The organism is Arthrobacter sp. Hor0625, from assembly GCF_052567525.1.
The window spans coordinates 2,597,358-2,610,573 of sequence record NZ_CP199586.1 but is presented as its reverse complement, the minus strand read 5'-3'; the positions used below and the strand labels follow the sequence as shown (position 1 = coordinate 2,610,573).

Here is a 13,216-nt window from a genome sequence, read left to right as displayed (position 1 = left end):
GGCCCCGCTGCTTCTGGTGGACAGAGCGAGGGCGTACTTCGGACAGCAAATCATAAACAATAAGTGCAGTCGGGGACGGGCGGTTTGTCACTTCCTCCTCACAGCCCTGGCGTCGTCGCCGGCCGCGATATCTACACAATTTGTGGCCTTACGTACCTTTGGGGTAGCGCCGGGCCGAGCTGAACCCACGTCAGCGCCGCTTTTTGATGTGGAAACGGAAGTACGTGGCGATCCGAACTGCTCTTGCCGTGAACCCCAGCATGATTCTGCAGACCGCTGCGTGTTTGGCGCGCGTCACTGGCGCGCTGAACTCAGTCCACGACTTGTCCTCACGCTACTTCATAAATCACCGTCGCCGCTGGCCAACTAAGTCTGATCAGCGCGCGGCCTTCAGCGCCTTCCTGAACGCCTGCAGCCGGCCGACCTCCAGTTCCACCGGGTCCACCACGAGTTCCTCGGCGACGGCGGCGACGGCAGCCTGAAGGCGGCGCCTGGCCGCCCGGGCCCGGCCCCGCGCCGCGGCTCCGGCAATGAATTTGGCCGCCAGTGCCAGCACAACCCCCAGCAGCACTCCCCCGGCCACCATCACGGTCGCGACCGGCCAGCCTTCAATCCGCGGCATCTCCGGGACCGGCAGCTGGAAGTAGGCCAGCCCCGCCAGGACCCCCAGCCAGCCGAGGCCGCCGACCGCGACCAGCAGGCCCAGCCATTGGACGATGTTGAAAGCCGTCCACCACCAGGAGCCGCGGCCGGCTTTGAGGTCCGTGCCGGCAATGGCCTGATCCAGCGCGTCCGGCAGCCGTTCCCGGCCCTCCCGGGCGGCACCCCGGATGACCGCGCGCCAGGGTCCCGGCGCGCCGTCGGATGCTGCGTCGGCGAATTCGCGCACCGCGGCGTCCGTTCGGGCCCGCTCCGGGGCCCCCGCAGCCGGCAGTGAGGTCCGGTTCAGCTCCGGCCGTACCTCGGTGCGTCGCAGGTTGAGCCGGCGCAGCGGGTCCGGCCGGAACCGGACCAGCCACCGAGTCACCGGCCAGCCGGTGCGCCGCGTGGCCTCCTGCCGGTACGAGCGTGCGACGGCGTCGACCACCACAGGCACATTGGCCGCCACGGCCAGTTCGCCGGCCAGCCGGTCCCGGGTTCCGGCTTTCACCCCGGCGGCTTCCCCCGGGCCTGACGCCTCGGCAAGCCGGGCCGCGGCCCGGTCCACGTCGGCGGCGAGCCGCTGCGAGAGCGCCAGCCGCTGCATGGCCACCTGCCGGATGGCGGCGCGGACCTTGTCCACTCCGGTGCCGACGACGGCGGAGGCGCCCAGCACCTGCACCTTGCCCAAGCCGTCGCGGGCCAGGATGCCCTTCAGGGATTCGAGGACCGGCCGGATCTCGTGCTCCGGCAGCCGGTCCACCTGGTTGAGGACCACGAGGGTGACGGCGGCGTGCGAGGCGAGGGGGGCCAGGAAATCATTGTGCACGGCGGCATCGGCGTATTTCTGCGGGTCAAGGACCCAGACGAGCACGTCCACCAGGCCCACCATGCGCTGGACGATTTCGCGGTTTTCGGCCCGGGTGGAGTCGAAGTCCGGCAGGTCCAGCAGGATCAGGCCGGTGCCGTCGTCGGCGAAACCGGGCACGGGGGTGGCGTGGTGCCGGTTCCGCACTTCCAGCCAGTCGAGCAGGGCGTCGCTGCCCTCGGCGCCCCAGATGCCGGCGAGGGGTTCGGAGGTGGTGGGCCGGCGGGCGGCCGCGGTGGCGATTTCCGCGCCGCTGACGGCGTTGAAAAGCGACGACTTGCCGCTGCCGGTCGCCCCGAAGAACCCGACGACGGTGTGGTCTGCCGAGAGCGAGCGGCGCGAACTGGCCCGTTCCAGCACGTCGTAGACTTCGTCCAGCGTCTCCTCCGGCAGCGCGCCGGCGGCGAGTTCCCGGGCCTCGTCCAGGGCTTCCAGCCGCCGGTGCAGCTGGGAGGCCTGCTTGGCGGCGGCGTGGCGGTTCATGCGGACACCGCCAGCCGGCCCAGGGCTGCGGCGTGCTCGGCGAGGGCGGTGTGCGGCACGGGGTCGGGGTCGTCCAGCCGGTCCAGGAACCGCCGCTGTTCGGCCTGCAGCAGCCGCTGGCAGCGGGCCTGGAGGTCGTCGCGGGCGGTCTTGGCCAGGCGGCGGACGGCGTCCTCGCCGAATACCGCTTCCAGGACGCGCTGGCCAACCACGGCGGTGCCGCCGGCGACGCCGATCTCCAGGCCGGTCAGCCCGGCGGTCATGGAGAAGACGACGATCATCAGGGCGGCGCCGAGGCCGTTGATGCCGAAGGACAGCCAACGGGCCTGGGTGCGTTTGCCCTGCCCCTCGGTGCGGATGAGTTCCATCAGGCCGCCCTGCCAGGCACGGATTTCGGCGGCGACGGCGTCGGCGAAACCATCGCTGGTTCCGGAGAGGTCGTCGGTGCCCAGCAGCTGGCGGCCGGCGGGGTCGGAGCGCCAGCGCTGGTCGGCGTCCTCGGCGGCGTTGGCGGCCTCATCCAGGATGACCGCCTGCAGTCCGGTCTCGATCGCGGCCTCGACCCGCACAGCCGGAGCGGGTTCGCCCCGGAAGAAGGCCCCCATCCGGTCCCGCAACCGGCCGATGTTCTGTTCCATGACGCGGAAGAACTCCCCGGTGCCGACGAAGTCCTGCCAGCGGGCCAGGACTTCGCCGCGCAGCAGCGCCCCGTCGCGGGTCGCCTCTAGGATCCGGGCGACGGCGTCGTCGTAGGCGTCGGTGGCGTCCTTTGCCAGCAAACCGGCCGCACGGTGCTGGGCAGAGACGGCGCCGGCGACGGCGTCGACCCGGCTGCTCAGGGCCTTGACCGTGCCGTTGAGCGTCCGGCGGGCGATCGCAGCGCGGCCGGCGGCGTCGGCGGCCAGTACGCGCAGCCAGTCCTGCAGGGGCGTGACGGCGTCGGCGGGAAGCATGCCCATCGCATCGAGGGGCACCTCGGGCACGACGAACAACCGGGCGGAGCCGAGGCCTTCGCGGGTGAGCATGGCACGGAGATCGGCGCTGACCTCGGCCTCGGCCGCCGGCGGAACGCGGTCCAGGACGACGGCGACCATGATGTCGCGGGAGGCGGCGTCCAGCAGCAGGCGCCAGGGGACGGCGTCGGCGTAGCGGTTCGCGGTCGTGACGAAAATCCAGAGGTCCGCGGCGGCAAGCAGCTGGCCCGCGAGCCGGCGGTTGTCGTCCGAGATGGAGTCGACGTCGGGCGCGTCGAGCAGGGCGATGCCCTGCGGCACCGCGGCGTCCGCCGCGAGCACCAGCGAGGTGATCGCCGCGGCGTCGGGGGTCGGCCCTGCCTGGTGGGCGGGCAGCGGATCGGCCACCACGGTGCCGCGGATCCGGCTAAGGCTCGGCAGCACCCGCTGGTCCTCAAACCATTCGGCGTCAGCCGGGTGGTGCAGCAGGATCGGCTGGCGGGTGGTGGGACGGATGGCCCCGGCCCGGGTCACCAAGTGTCCCACCAGGCCGTTGACGAGCGTGGACTTGCCCGCCCCGGTGGAACCGCCCACCACGGCCAGCAGCGGCGCGTCCAGGCTCCGGTAGCGCGGCAGGATGTAGTCGTCCAGTTGCGCCAGGGCCTGGCGGATGTCCTGCCGCGCGGTGTCGGCGCCGGGCAGCGCCAGCGGCAGCGTGACCGCGGCGAGTTCGTGGCGGACCGCTTCGAGCAGGTCGACGGCGGCGGCCTGGCGTGCGGCGGGCGTCTGCTGGCCGGCGGCGTCCTGCGGGCGGGTGCCGGGTGTTTCGTTGGGGCTCACAGCTTCATCATGCCAGTTGCATCGGTCGGCCCAACGAAAAACGGCCCCGGGCTGCTGCCCGGGACCGTTTCCTTGGTGACCCCAGCGGGATTCGAACCCGCGTTACCGCCGTGAGAGGGCGGCGTACTAGGCCGCTATACGATGGGGCCAAGTACTTTCTGAACAGCACTTCCGCCGTTCAAGCCAAGTCAGTATTTCACAACCTTGGCCTTCCATCCAAATCGGCGGAGCCGCTTCGGATGATCTGATTTTCCGCGGAAATCCGCGGTTTTTCAGCGCTGGGATACCAGGACTCGAACCTAGAATGACGGTACCAGAAACCGTAGTGTTGCCAATTACACCATATCCCAATGGAACTTTCGGGCCGGTCCTGCAGGCTCAAACCTGCGCTCCCAGCGCCTCAGCACGAGTAATTACTTTACCCGAGACTTTTGTCCGGCACAAATCGGCGCACAGAACCCCCATCGGGAGCGGTTCCGACGTCGGTTCGGGCCCGAATCGGCGGGCCGCCGGGTCCAGCTGATGAGAAAACCCTTGCCAATCCGGCGTCGCTAAGTTTACTCTCGGTAAGTTACCAATGAGTAACAATCCCTCCCCCACTCAGCTGCGGGTAGAACGACGCCCCATTTCGGGTGTTAGCTGCATCACAGTTGCGGGGGCCCGGCAGCGGCCGTTGCCGGCGAGACCGTCGAGAGGAACCACCCGTGACACAAAGTCGTGCCGCAACCGCTCCGCCCCGCACCCGGGCACAACAGATCGCCATTGCCATCCTGGCCCTCCTGCTGGTCGCCCTACTGGGCTTTTACACCCTGGTCACCGGCCGCATCACTGACGGGTCCGCACGGCTCAACGACGGCGCCGGCCAGGCCGCCGCGGGGGCGGCGCAGCTCAAGGACGGGGCCGGCAAGCTCGCTGCGGGCGCCGGACAGGCAGACTCGGGGGCCGGCAAGGTCTCAGACGGCGCCGCCAAAATCCAGGACGGAATTGCCGGGAAACTTGCCCCGGGGGCGGACAAGCTCGAGGCGGGGGCGGAACAGCTCGCTACCGGTGCCGTCAAGATCCAGGCAGATGTCAAGAACAAGCTGGCGCCGGGCGTCTACAAGGTGGACGATGGGGCGCAGAAACTGGCCGCCGGCGCTGTGCAGCTCTCCGCGGCCCTGACCCCCACGGCTTCCGGCACCGCCCCGAATAACCTCGCCGACGGCGCCACCCAGCTCAACGCCGGTGCCGCCAAGCTTGCAGACGGCACGGGCCGCCTCGCCGGTGGCGCGGTCCAGTTGAAGGCAGGCACGGACCAGTTGAAGGCCGGCACCGATCAGCTCAAGGGGTACCGCGGGGCGAACAACAATCCCGAGGCCGGCACCGGCACCGCCGCCCTGGCCCAGGCCCTGGAGCTGCTGCAGGCCGCGGCCAACGACCCGGTCCAGGGTCTTGTCCCCCTGGCCGTGGTGAAGGACAAAATTGCGAAGATCCTCGCCGGCGCCCACCGCCTGGATGCCGGCGCTGGCCAGCTGCAGGCCGGCGCTACGCGGCTTCAGGATGGCGCTGGCGCGCTGAGCGCCGGGGCCGGGCAGCTCGACGCCGGGGCGGGCCAGCTCCACGCCGGCACCGGAAAGCTGACGGCGGGCTTCGCCACGCTGGCCGAAAAGCTCAACAGCCGCGACCCGAACAGCCCGGGCGTTGTGATGGGCACCCAGCTGCTGGCCGATGGAACCGCCAAAATCCGGGTGGGCATGGACGGGGTTCCGGGCGACCCGGAGCACCCGGGGCTGCTCAAGGCCGCCGCCAAGATGACCGACGGAAGCTCCCGGCTGGCCGACGGGACGCTTGCCCTGAATGCCGGCATCCAGGGCAATCCATCCGATCCGGCCAACCCGGGCCTGCTCAAGGGGTCCACGGCCCTGGCCACCGGCGCCTCGCAGCTCTCGGACGGCAACACGAAGCTGGCGTCCGGCTCCTCGCAGCTCTCCGACGGGGCGGCCAAACTGGCCGACGGGAATGCCCAGATCGCCGCGGGTACCGGAACGCTGTACTCCTCCGCGGCGGCTGTCTCGCCGTCGAACCTGGTCAAGCCCGATGCGGCGGTGGCGCTGGGACTGCTGGCCCTCCTGGCCCTCGGCGCGGTGGGAGCCTACCTTGCCCTGCGGAACCGGCGGGCAGTGCAGGAACGCCGCAGGCTGGCGCAGGACACGGTCTAAGCGGTGTAGCTCAGCCCAACAGTTCGAGCAGGGTGGTGACCTCGCGACCGGCGAAGCCGGGGGCGGGGTCACCGCCCCGGTTCAGCCAGACGCCCAGCAGGCCGGCCGCCGTCGAACCTTCCGCGTCCAGGAGCCGGTTGTCCCCCACATAAAGCGTTTCGCCGGCGCCGGTGCCGAGCCGGCGGACGCCCTCGAGGTAGATCGCCGGATCCGGTTTGGGCACGCCGACCGTGTCGGTGCCCACCAGGACGCGGATCCGCTCCAGCCCGGCGGCGTCCAACTTGACCCGCTGGTAGTCGTGCACGTTGTTGCTCACGGCCCCGTACGGGATGCCGGCCGCGTCCAGCGCGTCCAGCAGCGGGCCGACGTCGTCGAAGGGGCGGATGTAGCTGTGCTGGCGGCTGGCGTAGGAGCTGACCCAGTGGTGGGCCTGCTCGCCTTCTTCCAGTTCGACGCCGAAGTGCCCGAGGGCCGCACGGCCGCGCAGCAGGCGTTGTTCGTTGAAGGTCAGTTCCCCGGCCAGGTAGCGGTCGTAGAAGTGGGTGGTCTCGCGGGTGAAGATCCGCCCGACCCGCTCCCAGCCGGCGTCGTCGAGGCCGGGCAGGAGGTGCTCGCTGACGTCACGCAACGCCGTCGTCATGGCGAACTCCAGATCCACCAGGGTGTCGTCGATATCGAAGAGCACCCCGCGGATCCCGTCCAGCCCGGGGGCGAGGACCCCGGGCCCGGCCCCGACGTCCATCAGCCGCGGAAGGCGCGCAGGCGTGCCAGCGACGAGTCTTTGCCCAGGATGACCATTGACTCGAACAGCGGCGGCGAGATCCGGCGGCCGGAGACGGCGGTGCGGACCGGCCCGAAGGCCAGCCGCGGCTTGACGCCCAGGCCCTCCACGAGGGCGGCTTTCAGGGCAGCCTGGATGTTCTCGGCGGTCCAGTCGGCGACCGGCTCCAGGGCGGCCAGGGCGGCGTCGAGGACCTCGGTGAGGTTTTCCGGCAGGCCCTTGCGGGCGTCGTCGGCGACGTCGATCGCGTCGTCGGCCTTGAACAGGAAGGCGAGCATCTCAGGCGCCTCGCCCAGCAGCGAGATGCGCTCCTGGATCAGCGGCGCGGCCTCGGCGAGGATTTCCTCCTCGCGGGCGGTCAGCTGCTCCCCGACCAGTCCGGCGGACTGCAGGTAGGGCACCAGCCGGCCGCGGAAGTCCTCCGGGTCCAGCATGCGGATGTGCGTGCCGTTGATCGCCTCGGCCTTCTTGATGTCGAAGCGGGCCGGGTTGGCGAGCACGTCGTTGACGTCGAAGTTCGCGATCAGCTGCTCGACGGTGAAGATGTCCTCATCCGCCGACAGGCTCCAGCCCAGCAGGGACAGGTAGTTCAGCAGGCCCTCGGGAATGAAGCCGCGGTCCCGGAGCAGGAAGAGGTTGGACTGCGGGTCACGCTTGGATAGCTTCTTGTTGCCCTCCCCCATGACGTACGGCAGGTGCCCGAAGACCGGCATGTAGCTGGCGACGCCGATGTCCATCAGTGCCCGGATCAGCACCACCTGGCGCGGTGTGGAGGACAGCAGGTCCTCGCCGCGCAGGACGTGGGTGATCCCCATCAGGGCGTCGTCCACCGGGTTGACCAGGGTGTAGAGCGGGGAGCCGTCGGCGCGGACGATGACGTAGTCCGGGATGCTGCCGGCCTTGAAGGTGATCTCGCCGCGGACCATGTCGGTGAAGGTGACGTCCTCGTCCGGCATCCGCACACGGAGCACCGGCTTGCGGCCCTCGGCCTTGAATGCCGCGAGCTGTTCCTCGGTGAGGTTCCGGTCAAAGTTGTCGTAGCCCAGCTTGGGGTCCCGCCCTGCGGCCTTGTGGCGGGCCTCGACTTCCTCCGGGGAGGAGTAGCACTCGTAGGCGTAGCCGGCCTCAAGCAGCTTCGCGACGACGTCCTTGTAGAGGTCCAGGCGCTGCGACTGGCGGTACGGCTCGTGCGGGCCGCCCACTTCCACGCCCTCTTCCCAGCTGATGCCGAGCCACTTCAGGGCCTCCAGCAGCTGCTGGTAGCTCTCCTCCGAGTCGCGCGCCGCGTCCGTGTCCTCGATGCGGAAGACGAAGGTGCCGTTGGTGTGCTTCGCGTGGGCCCAGTTGAACAGGGCCGTGCGGATCAGGCCGACGTGCGGGGTGCCGGTGGGCGACGGGCAGAACCGGACCCGGACGGGGGTCTCGGCTGTGACTTCGCGGGCGGTTTCCGAGGTGGCGGTGCTGGGGACGGCGGCGGGCGCGGTGGGAGTAGTCATAGTGGTACCAACTTTACCGCGTGCCCGGCGCCCGGTTCCGCTGCGGAAACGGACAGCCGCGCCGGTTCCGGACCGGCGCGGCTGTTCCGGGGTTCCGCGCAGGTTCCGGACTTTCGCTAGGGTTCCGGACACGCGCGCCCCGGGCCCGGGGTGCGCTTGTCCGGAACAGGCGCGCTAATCCTTGGGCCCAGCCCCAGCGCCCAGCAGCGGAGACTAGGGTGGTCCCCCGGTCAGGTCAGCGTTTCCGGGTCGCCGCGCACGGGCCACGGCCCTCGCCAGGTAGAACAGGGCCAGCGCCAGGCCTGCCGCCAGGAGCACCAGCGCCACCCAGAGTGGACCGTCAAGCCAGTGCACGGCGCGGGCGGCCATGGCGAACGTGGCGACGGATCCCAGCGCATAGAACAGGAACGACCGGTTCCGGCTGAAGCCTCCGGCGGAACCGGGCCGGCCGCCGTCGTACCTGCGCAACCGCGCCGCGCCCTAGCGGCGGACGACTGGGTTGGAGAGCCGGCCGATGCCCTCGATCTCGACCTCGAAGCGGTCGCCGGCCGTGACCAGGCCGACGCCGGCCGGGGTGCCGGTCATGATGACGTCGCCGGGCAGCAGGGTGAACGCGTGCGAGACGATCGAGACGAGTTCCCGCACGCCGCGGATCATCTGGCTGGTGCTGCCGTCCTGGCGCAGCTCACCGTTGAGCCGGCCCTGGATCTGCAGGTCCTCGGTGTCCAGCTCGGTCTCGATCCACGGGCCCAGCGGGGCGGAGGTGTCGAAGCCTTTGGCCCGCGCCCACTGCAGGTCCGTCTTCTGGACGTCGCGGGCGGTGAGGTCGTTGCCGCAGGTGTAGCCGAAGACGACGTCGTCGACGCGCTCTTCCGGCACGTCCTTGCAGATCCGGCCGATCACGACGCAGAGCTCGGCCTCAAAGGAGATCTCCTCGGAGAACTCGGGCAGGATGATCGGATCGTTCGGCCCGATCACGGAAGTGTTGGGCTTGAGGAAGAGCAGCGGCTGCGCCGGGACCTCGTTGCCGAGTTCGTGGGCGTGTTCGACGAAGTTCCGGCCGACGCCGACCACCTTGCTGCGCGGGATGATCGGGGCGAGGAGCCGTACGTCCTCGAGCTTGTGCTTGACGGCGGTCCGTTCCACACCGTGGAAAAAGGGGTCGCCGTTGATGACAGTGATTTCCTCACTGCCGGGCTGGCCCTCAACAATGCCGTACATGGGATCAGAATCGACTACAAACCGGGCGATACGCATGGCTCCAACCCTACCGTCTCGGCCCGGCCGGCACGCACTTACCGTCCCCGAAACGGCTTAGCTGGCCGCGGAGCGCAAATAGTCCAGCTGGGCGGCGACGGAGAGTTCGGCTGCGGGCCGGACGGCGGGGTCGACGGCGGCGTAGACGGCGTCGGCGACCTCAGTGACCGCGGCGTCGGCTCCGAGTTCAGCCAGGGCGGCGCGGATCTGGGCGAGCCGGTCCTGCCGGTGGTGGCGGTAGGCGCGCACGATGCTGTCCAGTGCTGGCAGCATGGGCCCGTGCGCGGGCAGGACGGTGGCCGGACCGAGGGCCTCAAGGCGGTCCAGGGACTCGAGGTAATCCCCCAGCGTCCCGTCGGGGTAATCCAGCACGGTGGTGCCGACGCCGAGGATCGTGTCCCCGGTCAGGACGGCACCGCCGGCACCGTCACCGGGCAGGTGGAAGCAGACCGAGTCGGAGGTGTGGCCCGGGGTCGCCAGAACCCGGATTTCCACCCCGGCAGCGTGCAGTACCTCGCCGGCGCGGAGCGGCTCGCCGCCGTGGCAGTGCGCGGGATCGGCGGCCCGGACCGGGGCACCGGTGAGGGCGGCGAACCGTTCGGCGGCGGAGGTGTGGTCTGCGTGGCGGTGGGTGATGAGGATGAGCTCGACGGCGCCGTAGCGGGTCAGTTCCTGCAGGTGCTCTTCGTCGAGGGGCCCGGGGTCGACCACGACGACGCCGGGCGAGCCGGGGGCGGACACCACGTAGGAATTGGTGCCGTGCAGGCTCATCGGGCCCGGGTTCGGCGCCAGGCGGAAACGGGTCAATTCGGTGCTACGGACCAGGGCGCGTGCGTCATCGGGAATCACAGTTCCATCTTCCCACCGGAGGCCCTCAAAGGAGCAGCAGCCCGACAATCGCGGCGGGCGGTACGGCCTCGGCGAGGGCGCTGGCCCATAGCCGCCGCTCGGAAACGAACAGGATGATGCCCAGCAGCACGTGGCCGGCGGCCGTGAACAAGAGCAGGGCACGGCCTGCGCCGGGGTCGGGACCGGTGAGCATCAGGGCGCCGATGATCGCGCCGGCGCCCCAGATCATGTTGTAGAAGCCCAGGTTGAAGGTCCACATCCGCACTGCCGCGACGTCGTCGGGCTTGATCAGGAATAGCCGGTGGAAACGCTGGTCGCGGAAGAAGAAGGACTCAAGCGCCCCGACAAGGATCAGTATGGCCCCGAAGATGACGCCGAGAACCTGGATCAGCCCGGTCATGGACCGATTGTGGCCCCGCCGCCGCTCCGGGCACAGGGGCTTGTGGCCCGGTCTCCCCCGGTGCACCGCGCCCGCGCCGGTGCTGCGTCGAAGACTCCCGCAAACGACGACGGCGGCCCGCACCACCGGGGTGCGGGCCGCCGTCGGGCGTTGAGCCGGAGCTGCGCCGGGCCGGGCTATGCCAGGCGGGTCAGCCAGCCGTGGGTGTCCTCGACCGTGCCGGTCTGGATGCCAAGCAGCTGCTCTCGGATGGCCATGGTGGTTTCCCCGGCCGTGGCGTCCTCGGAGCCGATGAACTCGGTCTCGTCCTTGAGCACGCCGATGGGCGTGATGACCGCGGCGGTGCCGCAGGCGAAGACCTCGGCGATCTCGCCCGAGGCGACGCCGTCGCGCCACTCGTCGAGGGTGATCTTGCGCTCAGTGACCTCGCGGCCCATGTCGCGGGCGACCTGGATGACCGAGGAACGGGTGACGCCTTCGAGGATGGTGCCGGAGAGCGCCGGGGTCACCAGCGAGCCGTCCTTCATGACGAAGAAGACGTTCATCCCGCCGAGTTCCTCGACCGCGTTGTCGTTGAACTGGTCCAGGAAGAGCACCTGCTTGCAGCCGTGCGCCTCCGCCTCCTGCTGGGCGATGAGGGATGCGGCGTAGTTGCCGCCGCACTTGGCGGCGCCGGTGCCGCCGCGGCCGGCGCGGGCGTATTCGCGGGAGATCCAGATCGACACCGGCTTCAGCTCGCCGCCGAAGTAGTTGCCGGCCGGTGATGCGATGACCCGGAACGAGACTTCGCGGGCCGCGCGGACACCCAGGAACGCCTCGGTGGCGATCATGAACGGGCGCAGGTACAGGGCTTCGCCGTCACCGCTGGGGACCCAGTCCCGGTCCACCGAGACGAGTTCGCGGATGGCGGCCAGGAAGTACTCCTCGGGGAGTTCCGGCAGGGCCAGGCGTCGGGCCGACTTGTTCAGGCGGGCGGCGTTGGCCTCGGGCCGGAACGTCCAGATCGAGCCGTCCGCGTGGCGGTACGCCTTGAGCCCCTCAAAGATCTCCTGGCCGTAGTGCAGGACGGCCGCGGACGGGTCCAGCATGATGGGACCGTAGGGTTCGATCCGGGCATGGTGCCAGCCGCCCTTGCCCTCGGCGTCGACGCTGTAGTCGACGATCGCAGTGTGGTCGGTGAAGTGGTCGCCGAATCCCGGGTTGGCCAGGATGGCTGCACGTTCTTCTGCGGACTTCGGGGTTGCCGAGAGCCGCTGGCTGAATTCGACGCCATGGGCAGTCTGGGTCATGGTTCCTCCACGGTCGGCTGCCTGGCGTGTGAACGTGGTTCAGCCTCGGACCACGGCAGCATGTTGGTGATTCGAGACAAGCTTACGCCCGCGTGCCGTGCGGGCGGCCTACAGTGCGGCGGCGATCGCATCCCCGATGGCTGCGGTGCTCCGGGGGCTTCCGTCACGGCTTTCGACGTCGGCGGTAACGGCCGCCTCGATCTTGCGGGCCGCCGCGCCGTAGCCCAGGTGGTCCAGGAGCAGCGCCGCGGACAGGATCGCCGCGCTCGGGTCGGCTTTCTGCTGGCCGGCGATGTCCGGGGCAGACCCGTGGACAGGTTCAAACATGGACGGTGCGGTGCGGTCCATGTTGATGTTGCCCGAGGCGGCCAGGCCGATGCCTCCGGTGACCGCAGCGGCGAGGTCGGTGAGGATGTCGCCGAACAGGTTGTCCGTCACGATCACGTCGAAGCGGGCCGGATCGGTGACCATGAAAATGGTGGCCGCGTCCACGTGCAGGTAGTCGTGGCTGACCTCGGGGAAGTCCTGGGCCACGGCCTCGACGGTCCGCTTCCACAGGTGTCCGGCGAAGACCAGGACGTTGTGCTTGTGCACCAGGGTCAGCTTCTTGCGCGGCCGCTCGTTGGCGCGGCGGAACGCGTCCCGGACTACACGCTCGACGCCGTGCGCGGTGTTCAGTGAGACTTCGGTGGCCACCTCGTGCGGGGTGCCCGCCCGCAGGGTGCCGCCGTTGCCGACGTAGGGACCCTCGGTGCCTTCGCGGACCACGATGAAGTCGACCGCGCCGGGGTTGGCGAGCGGGCTGCCGACGCCCGCGTACAGCTTGGAGGGGCGCAGGTTCACGTAGTGGTCCAGGCTGAAACGCAGCTTCAGCAGCAGTTCGCGTTCGATGATCCCGGAGGGGATCCGCGTGTCGCCGGGAGCCGCGCCCACCGCGCCGAACAGGATTGCGTCACGGGTACGCAGGTCCGCCAGGGTGGCGTCGGGCAGGGTCTCCCCCGTCTCCAGCCAGTGCTGGGCGCCGAGCTTGTAGTGGGTCTGTTGCAGGACGATGCCCTCGGTCGCGGCGGCCTTCTCGAGTACCTTCAGTGCCTCGGCGGTAACTTCCGGACCGATGCCGTCGCCGGGGATAACTGCCAGGTCAATCGTGGATGCGCTCATGT

At 69.9% G+C, this 13,216-nt stretch carries 11 protein-coding genes and 2 tRNA genes; 1 reads left to right on the top strand and 12 read right to left on the bottom strand.

Features of this window, described 5'->3' with window-relative positions:
• Positions 1-376: 376 nt before the first annotated feature.
• The 4 genes from ACTWLI_RS12025 to ACTWLI_RS12010 form a co-directional block, all read right to left on the bottom strand.
• Complete coding sequence (locus ACTWLI_RS12025) at positions 377-1,990, bottom strand: GTPase (RefSeq protein WP_445154063.1); 1,614 nt, start codon at positions 1,988-1,990, stop codon at positions 377-379.
• Complete coding sequence (locus ACTWLI_RS12020) at positions 1,987-3,783, bottom strand: dynamin family protein (protein WP_445154062.1); 1,797 nt, start codon at positions 3,781-3,783, stop codon at positions 1,987-1,989. The genes ACTWLI_RS12025 and ACTWLI_RS12020 overlap by 4 nt, the downstream gene beginning before the upstream one ends.
• A 73-nt stretch (positions 3,784-3,856) precedes the next feature.
• Positions 3,857-3,932, bottom strand: a tRNA-Glu gene (locus ACTWLI_RS12015).
• A 129-nt stretch (positions 3,933-4,061) separates the two neighbouring features.
• Positions 4,062-4,133 (bottom strand) — tRNA-Gln (locus tag ACTWLI_RS12010).
• 354 nt (positions 4,134-4,487) lie between these two features.
• Here ACTWLI_RS12010 and ACTWLI_RS12005 point away from each other — a divergent pair.
• Positions 4,488-5,981, top strand: coding sequence for a hypothetical protein (locus ACTWLI_RS12005; RefSeq protein ID WP_445154061.1), 1,494 nt, complete (start codon positions 4,488-4,490; stop codon positions 5,979-5,981).
• Positions 5,982-5,991: 10 nt separating this feature from the next.
• Here ACTWLI_RS12005 and ACTWLI_RS12000 read toward each other — a convergent pair whose 3' ends face one another.
• From ACTWLI_RS12000 to ACTWLI_RS11965, 8 genes are all read right to left on the bottom strand, one after another.
• Positions 5,992-6,723, bottom strand: coding sequence for an HAD family hydrolase (locus tag ACTWLI_RS12000; RefSeq protein WP_445154060.1), 732 nt, complete (start codon positions 6,721-6,723; stop codon positions 5,992-5,994).
• On the bottom strand, positions 6,723-8,258 hold the full coding sequence (gene gltX, locus ACTWLI_RS11995; protein ID WP_445154059.1) for a glutamate--tRNA ligase: 1,536 nt from the start codon (positions 8,256-8,258) through the stop codon (positions 6,723-6,725). The genes ACTWLI_RS12000 and gltX overlap by 1 nt, the downstream gene beginning before the upstream one ends.
• 213 nt (positions 8,259-8,471) lie before the next feature.
• Entirely contained in the window at positions 8,472-8,726 is a 255-nt protein-coding gene (locus ACTWLI_RS11990; protein ID WP_445154058.1) for a hypothetical protein, read from the bottom strand.
• A gap of 12 nt (positions 8,727-8,738) precedes the next feature.
• Positions 8,739-9,515 carry a fumarylacetoacetate hydrolase family protein gene (locus tag ACTWLI_RS11985; RefSeq protein WP_445154057.1) on the bottom strand — a complete coding sequence of 259 codons (777 nt, stop codon included), beginning with the start codon at positions 9,513-9,515 and terminating at the stop codon, positions 8,739-8,741.
• Positions 9,516-9,572: 57 nt separating this feature from the next.
• Positions 9,573-10,364, bottom strand: a complete 792-nt coding sequence (locus tag ACTWLI_RS11980; protein WP_445154056.1) for an MBL fold metallo-hydrolase — start codon at positions 10,362-10,364, stop codon at positions 9,573-9,575.
• A gap of 25 nt (positions 10,365-10,389) precedes the next feature.
• Positions 10,390-10,764: a DUF1304 family protein gene (locus ACTWLI_RS11975; RefSeq protein WP_445154055.1), complete on the bottom strand. Its 375-nt coding sequence runs from the start codon at positions 10,762-10,764 to the stop codon at positions 10,390-10,392.
• A gap of 176 nt (positions 10,765-10,940) precedes the next feature.
• Positions 10,941-12,053 carry a branched-chain amino acid aminotransferase gene (locus tag ACTWLI_RS11970; protein ID WP_445154054.1) on the bottom strand — a complete coding sequence of 371 codons (1,113 nt, stop codon included), beginning with the start codon at positions 12,051-12,053 and terminating at the stop codon, positions 10,941-10,943.
• 108 nt (positions 12,054-12,161) lie between these two features.
• Complete coding sequence (locus ACTWLI_RS11965; protein ID WP_445154053.1) at positions 12,162-13,214, bottom strand: 3-isopropylmalate dehydrogenase; 1,053 nt, start codon at positions 13,212-13,214, stop codon at positions 12,162-12,164.
• Between the last annotated feature and the right edge of the window lie 2 nt (positions 13,215-13,216).

Excerpts from the sequence above, each read along its gene's own strand:
- ACTWLI_RS12025 (WP_445154063.1), bottom strand. The coding sequence starts at position 1,990 with ATGAACCGCCACGCCGCCGCCAAGCAGGCCTCCCAGCTGCACCGGCGG.
- ACTWLI_RS11985 (WP_445154057.1), bottom strand. The coding sequence starts at position 9,515 with ATGCGTATCGCCCGGTTTGTAGTCGATTCTGATCCCATGTACGGCATT.
- ACTWLI_RS12000 (WP_445154060.1), bottom strand. The coding sequence starts at position 6,723 with ATGGACGTCGGGGCCGGGCCCGGGGTCCTCGCCCCCGGGCTGGACGGG.
- ACTWLI_RS11975 (WP_445154055.1), bottom strand. The coding sequence starts at position 10,764 with ATGACCGGGCTGATCCAGGTTCTCGGCGTCATCTTCGGGGCCATACTG.
- ACTWLI_RS11970 (WP_445154054.1), bottom strand. The coding sequence starts at position 12,053 with ATGACCCAGACTGCCCATGGCGTCGAATTCAGCCAGCGGCTCTCGGCA.
- ACTWLI_RS11965 (WP_445154053.1), bottom strand. The coding sequence starts at position 13,214 with ATGAGCGCATCCACGATTGACCTGGCAGTTATCCCCGGCGACGGCATC.
- gltX (WP_445154059.1), bottom strand. The coding sequence starts at position 8,258 with ATGACTACTCCCACCGCGCCCGCCGCCGTCCCCAGCACCGCCACCTCG.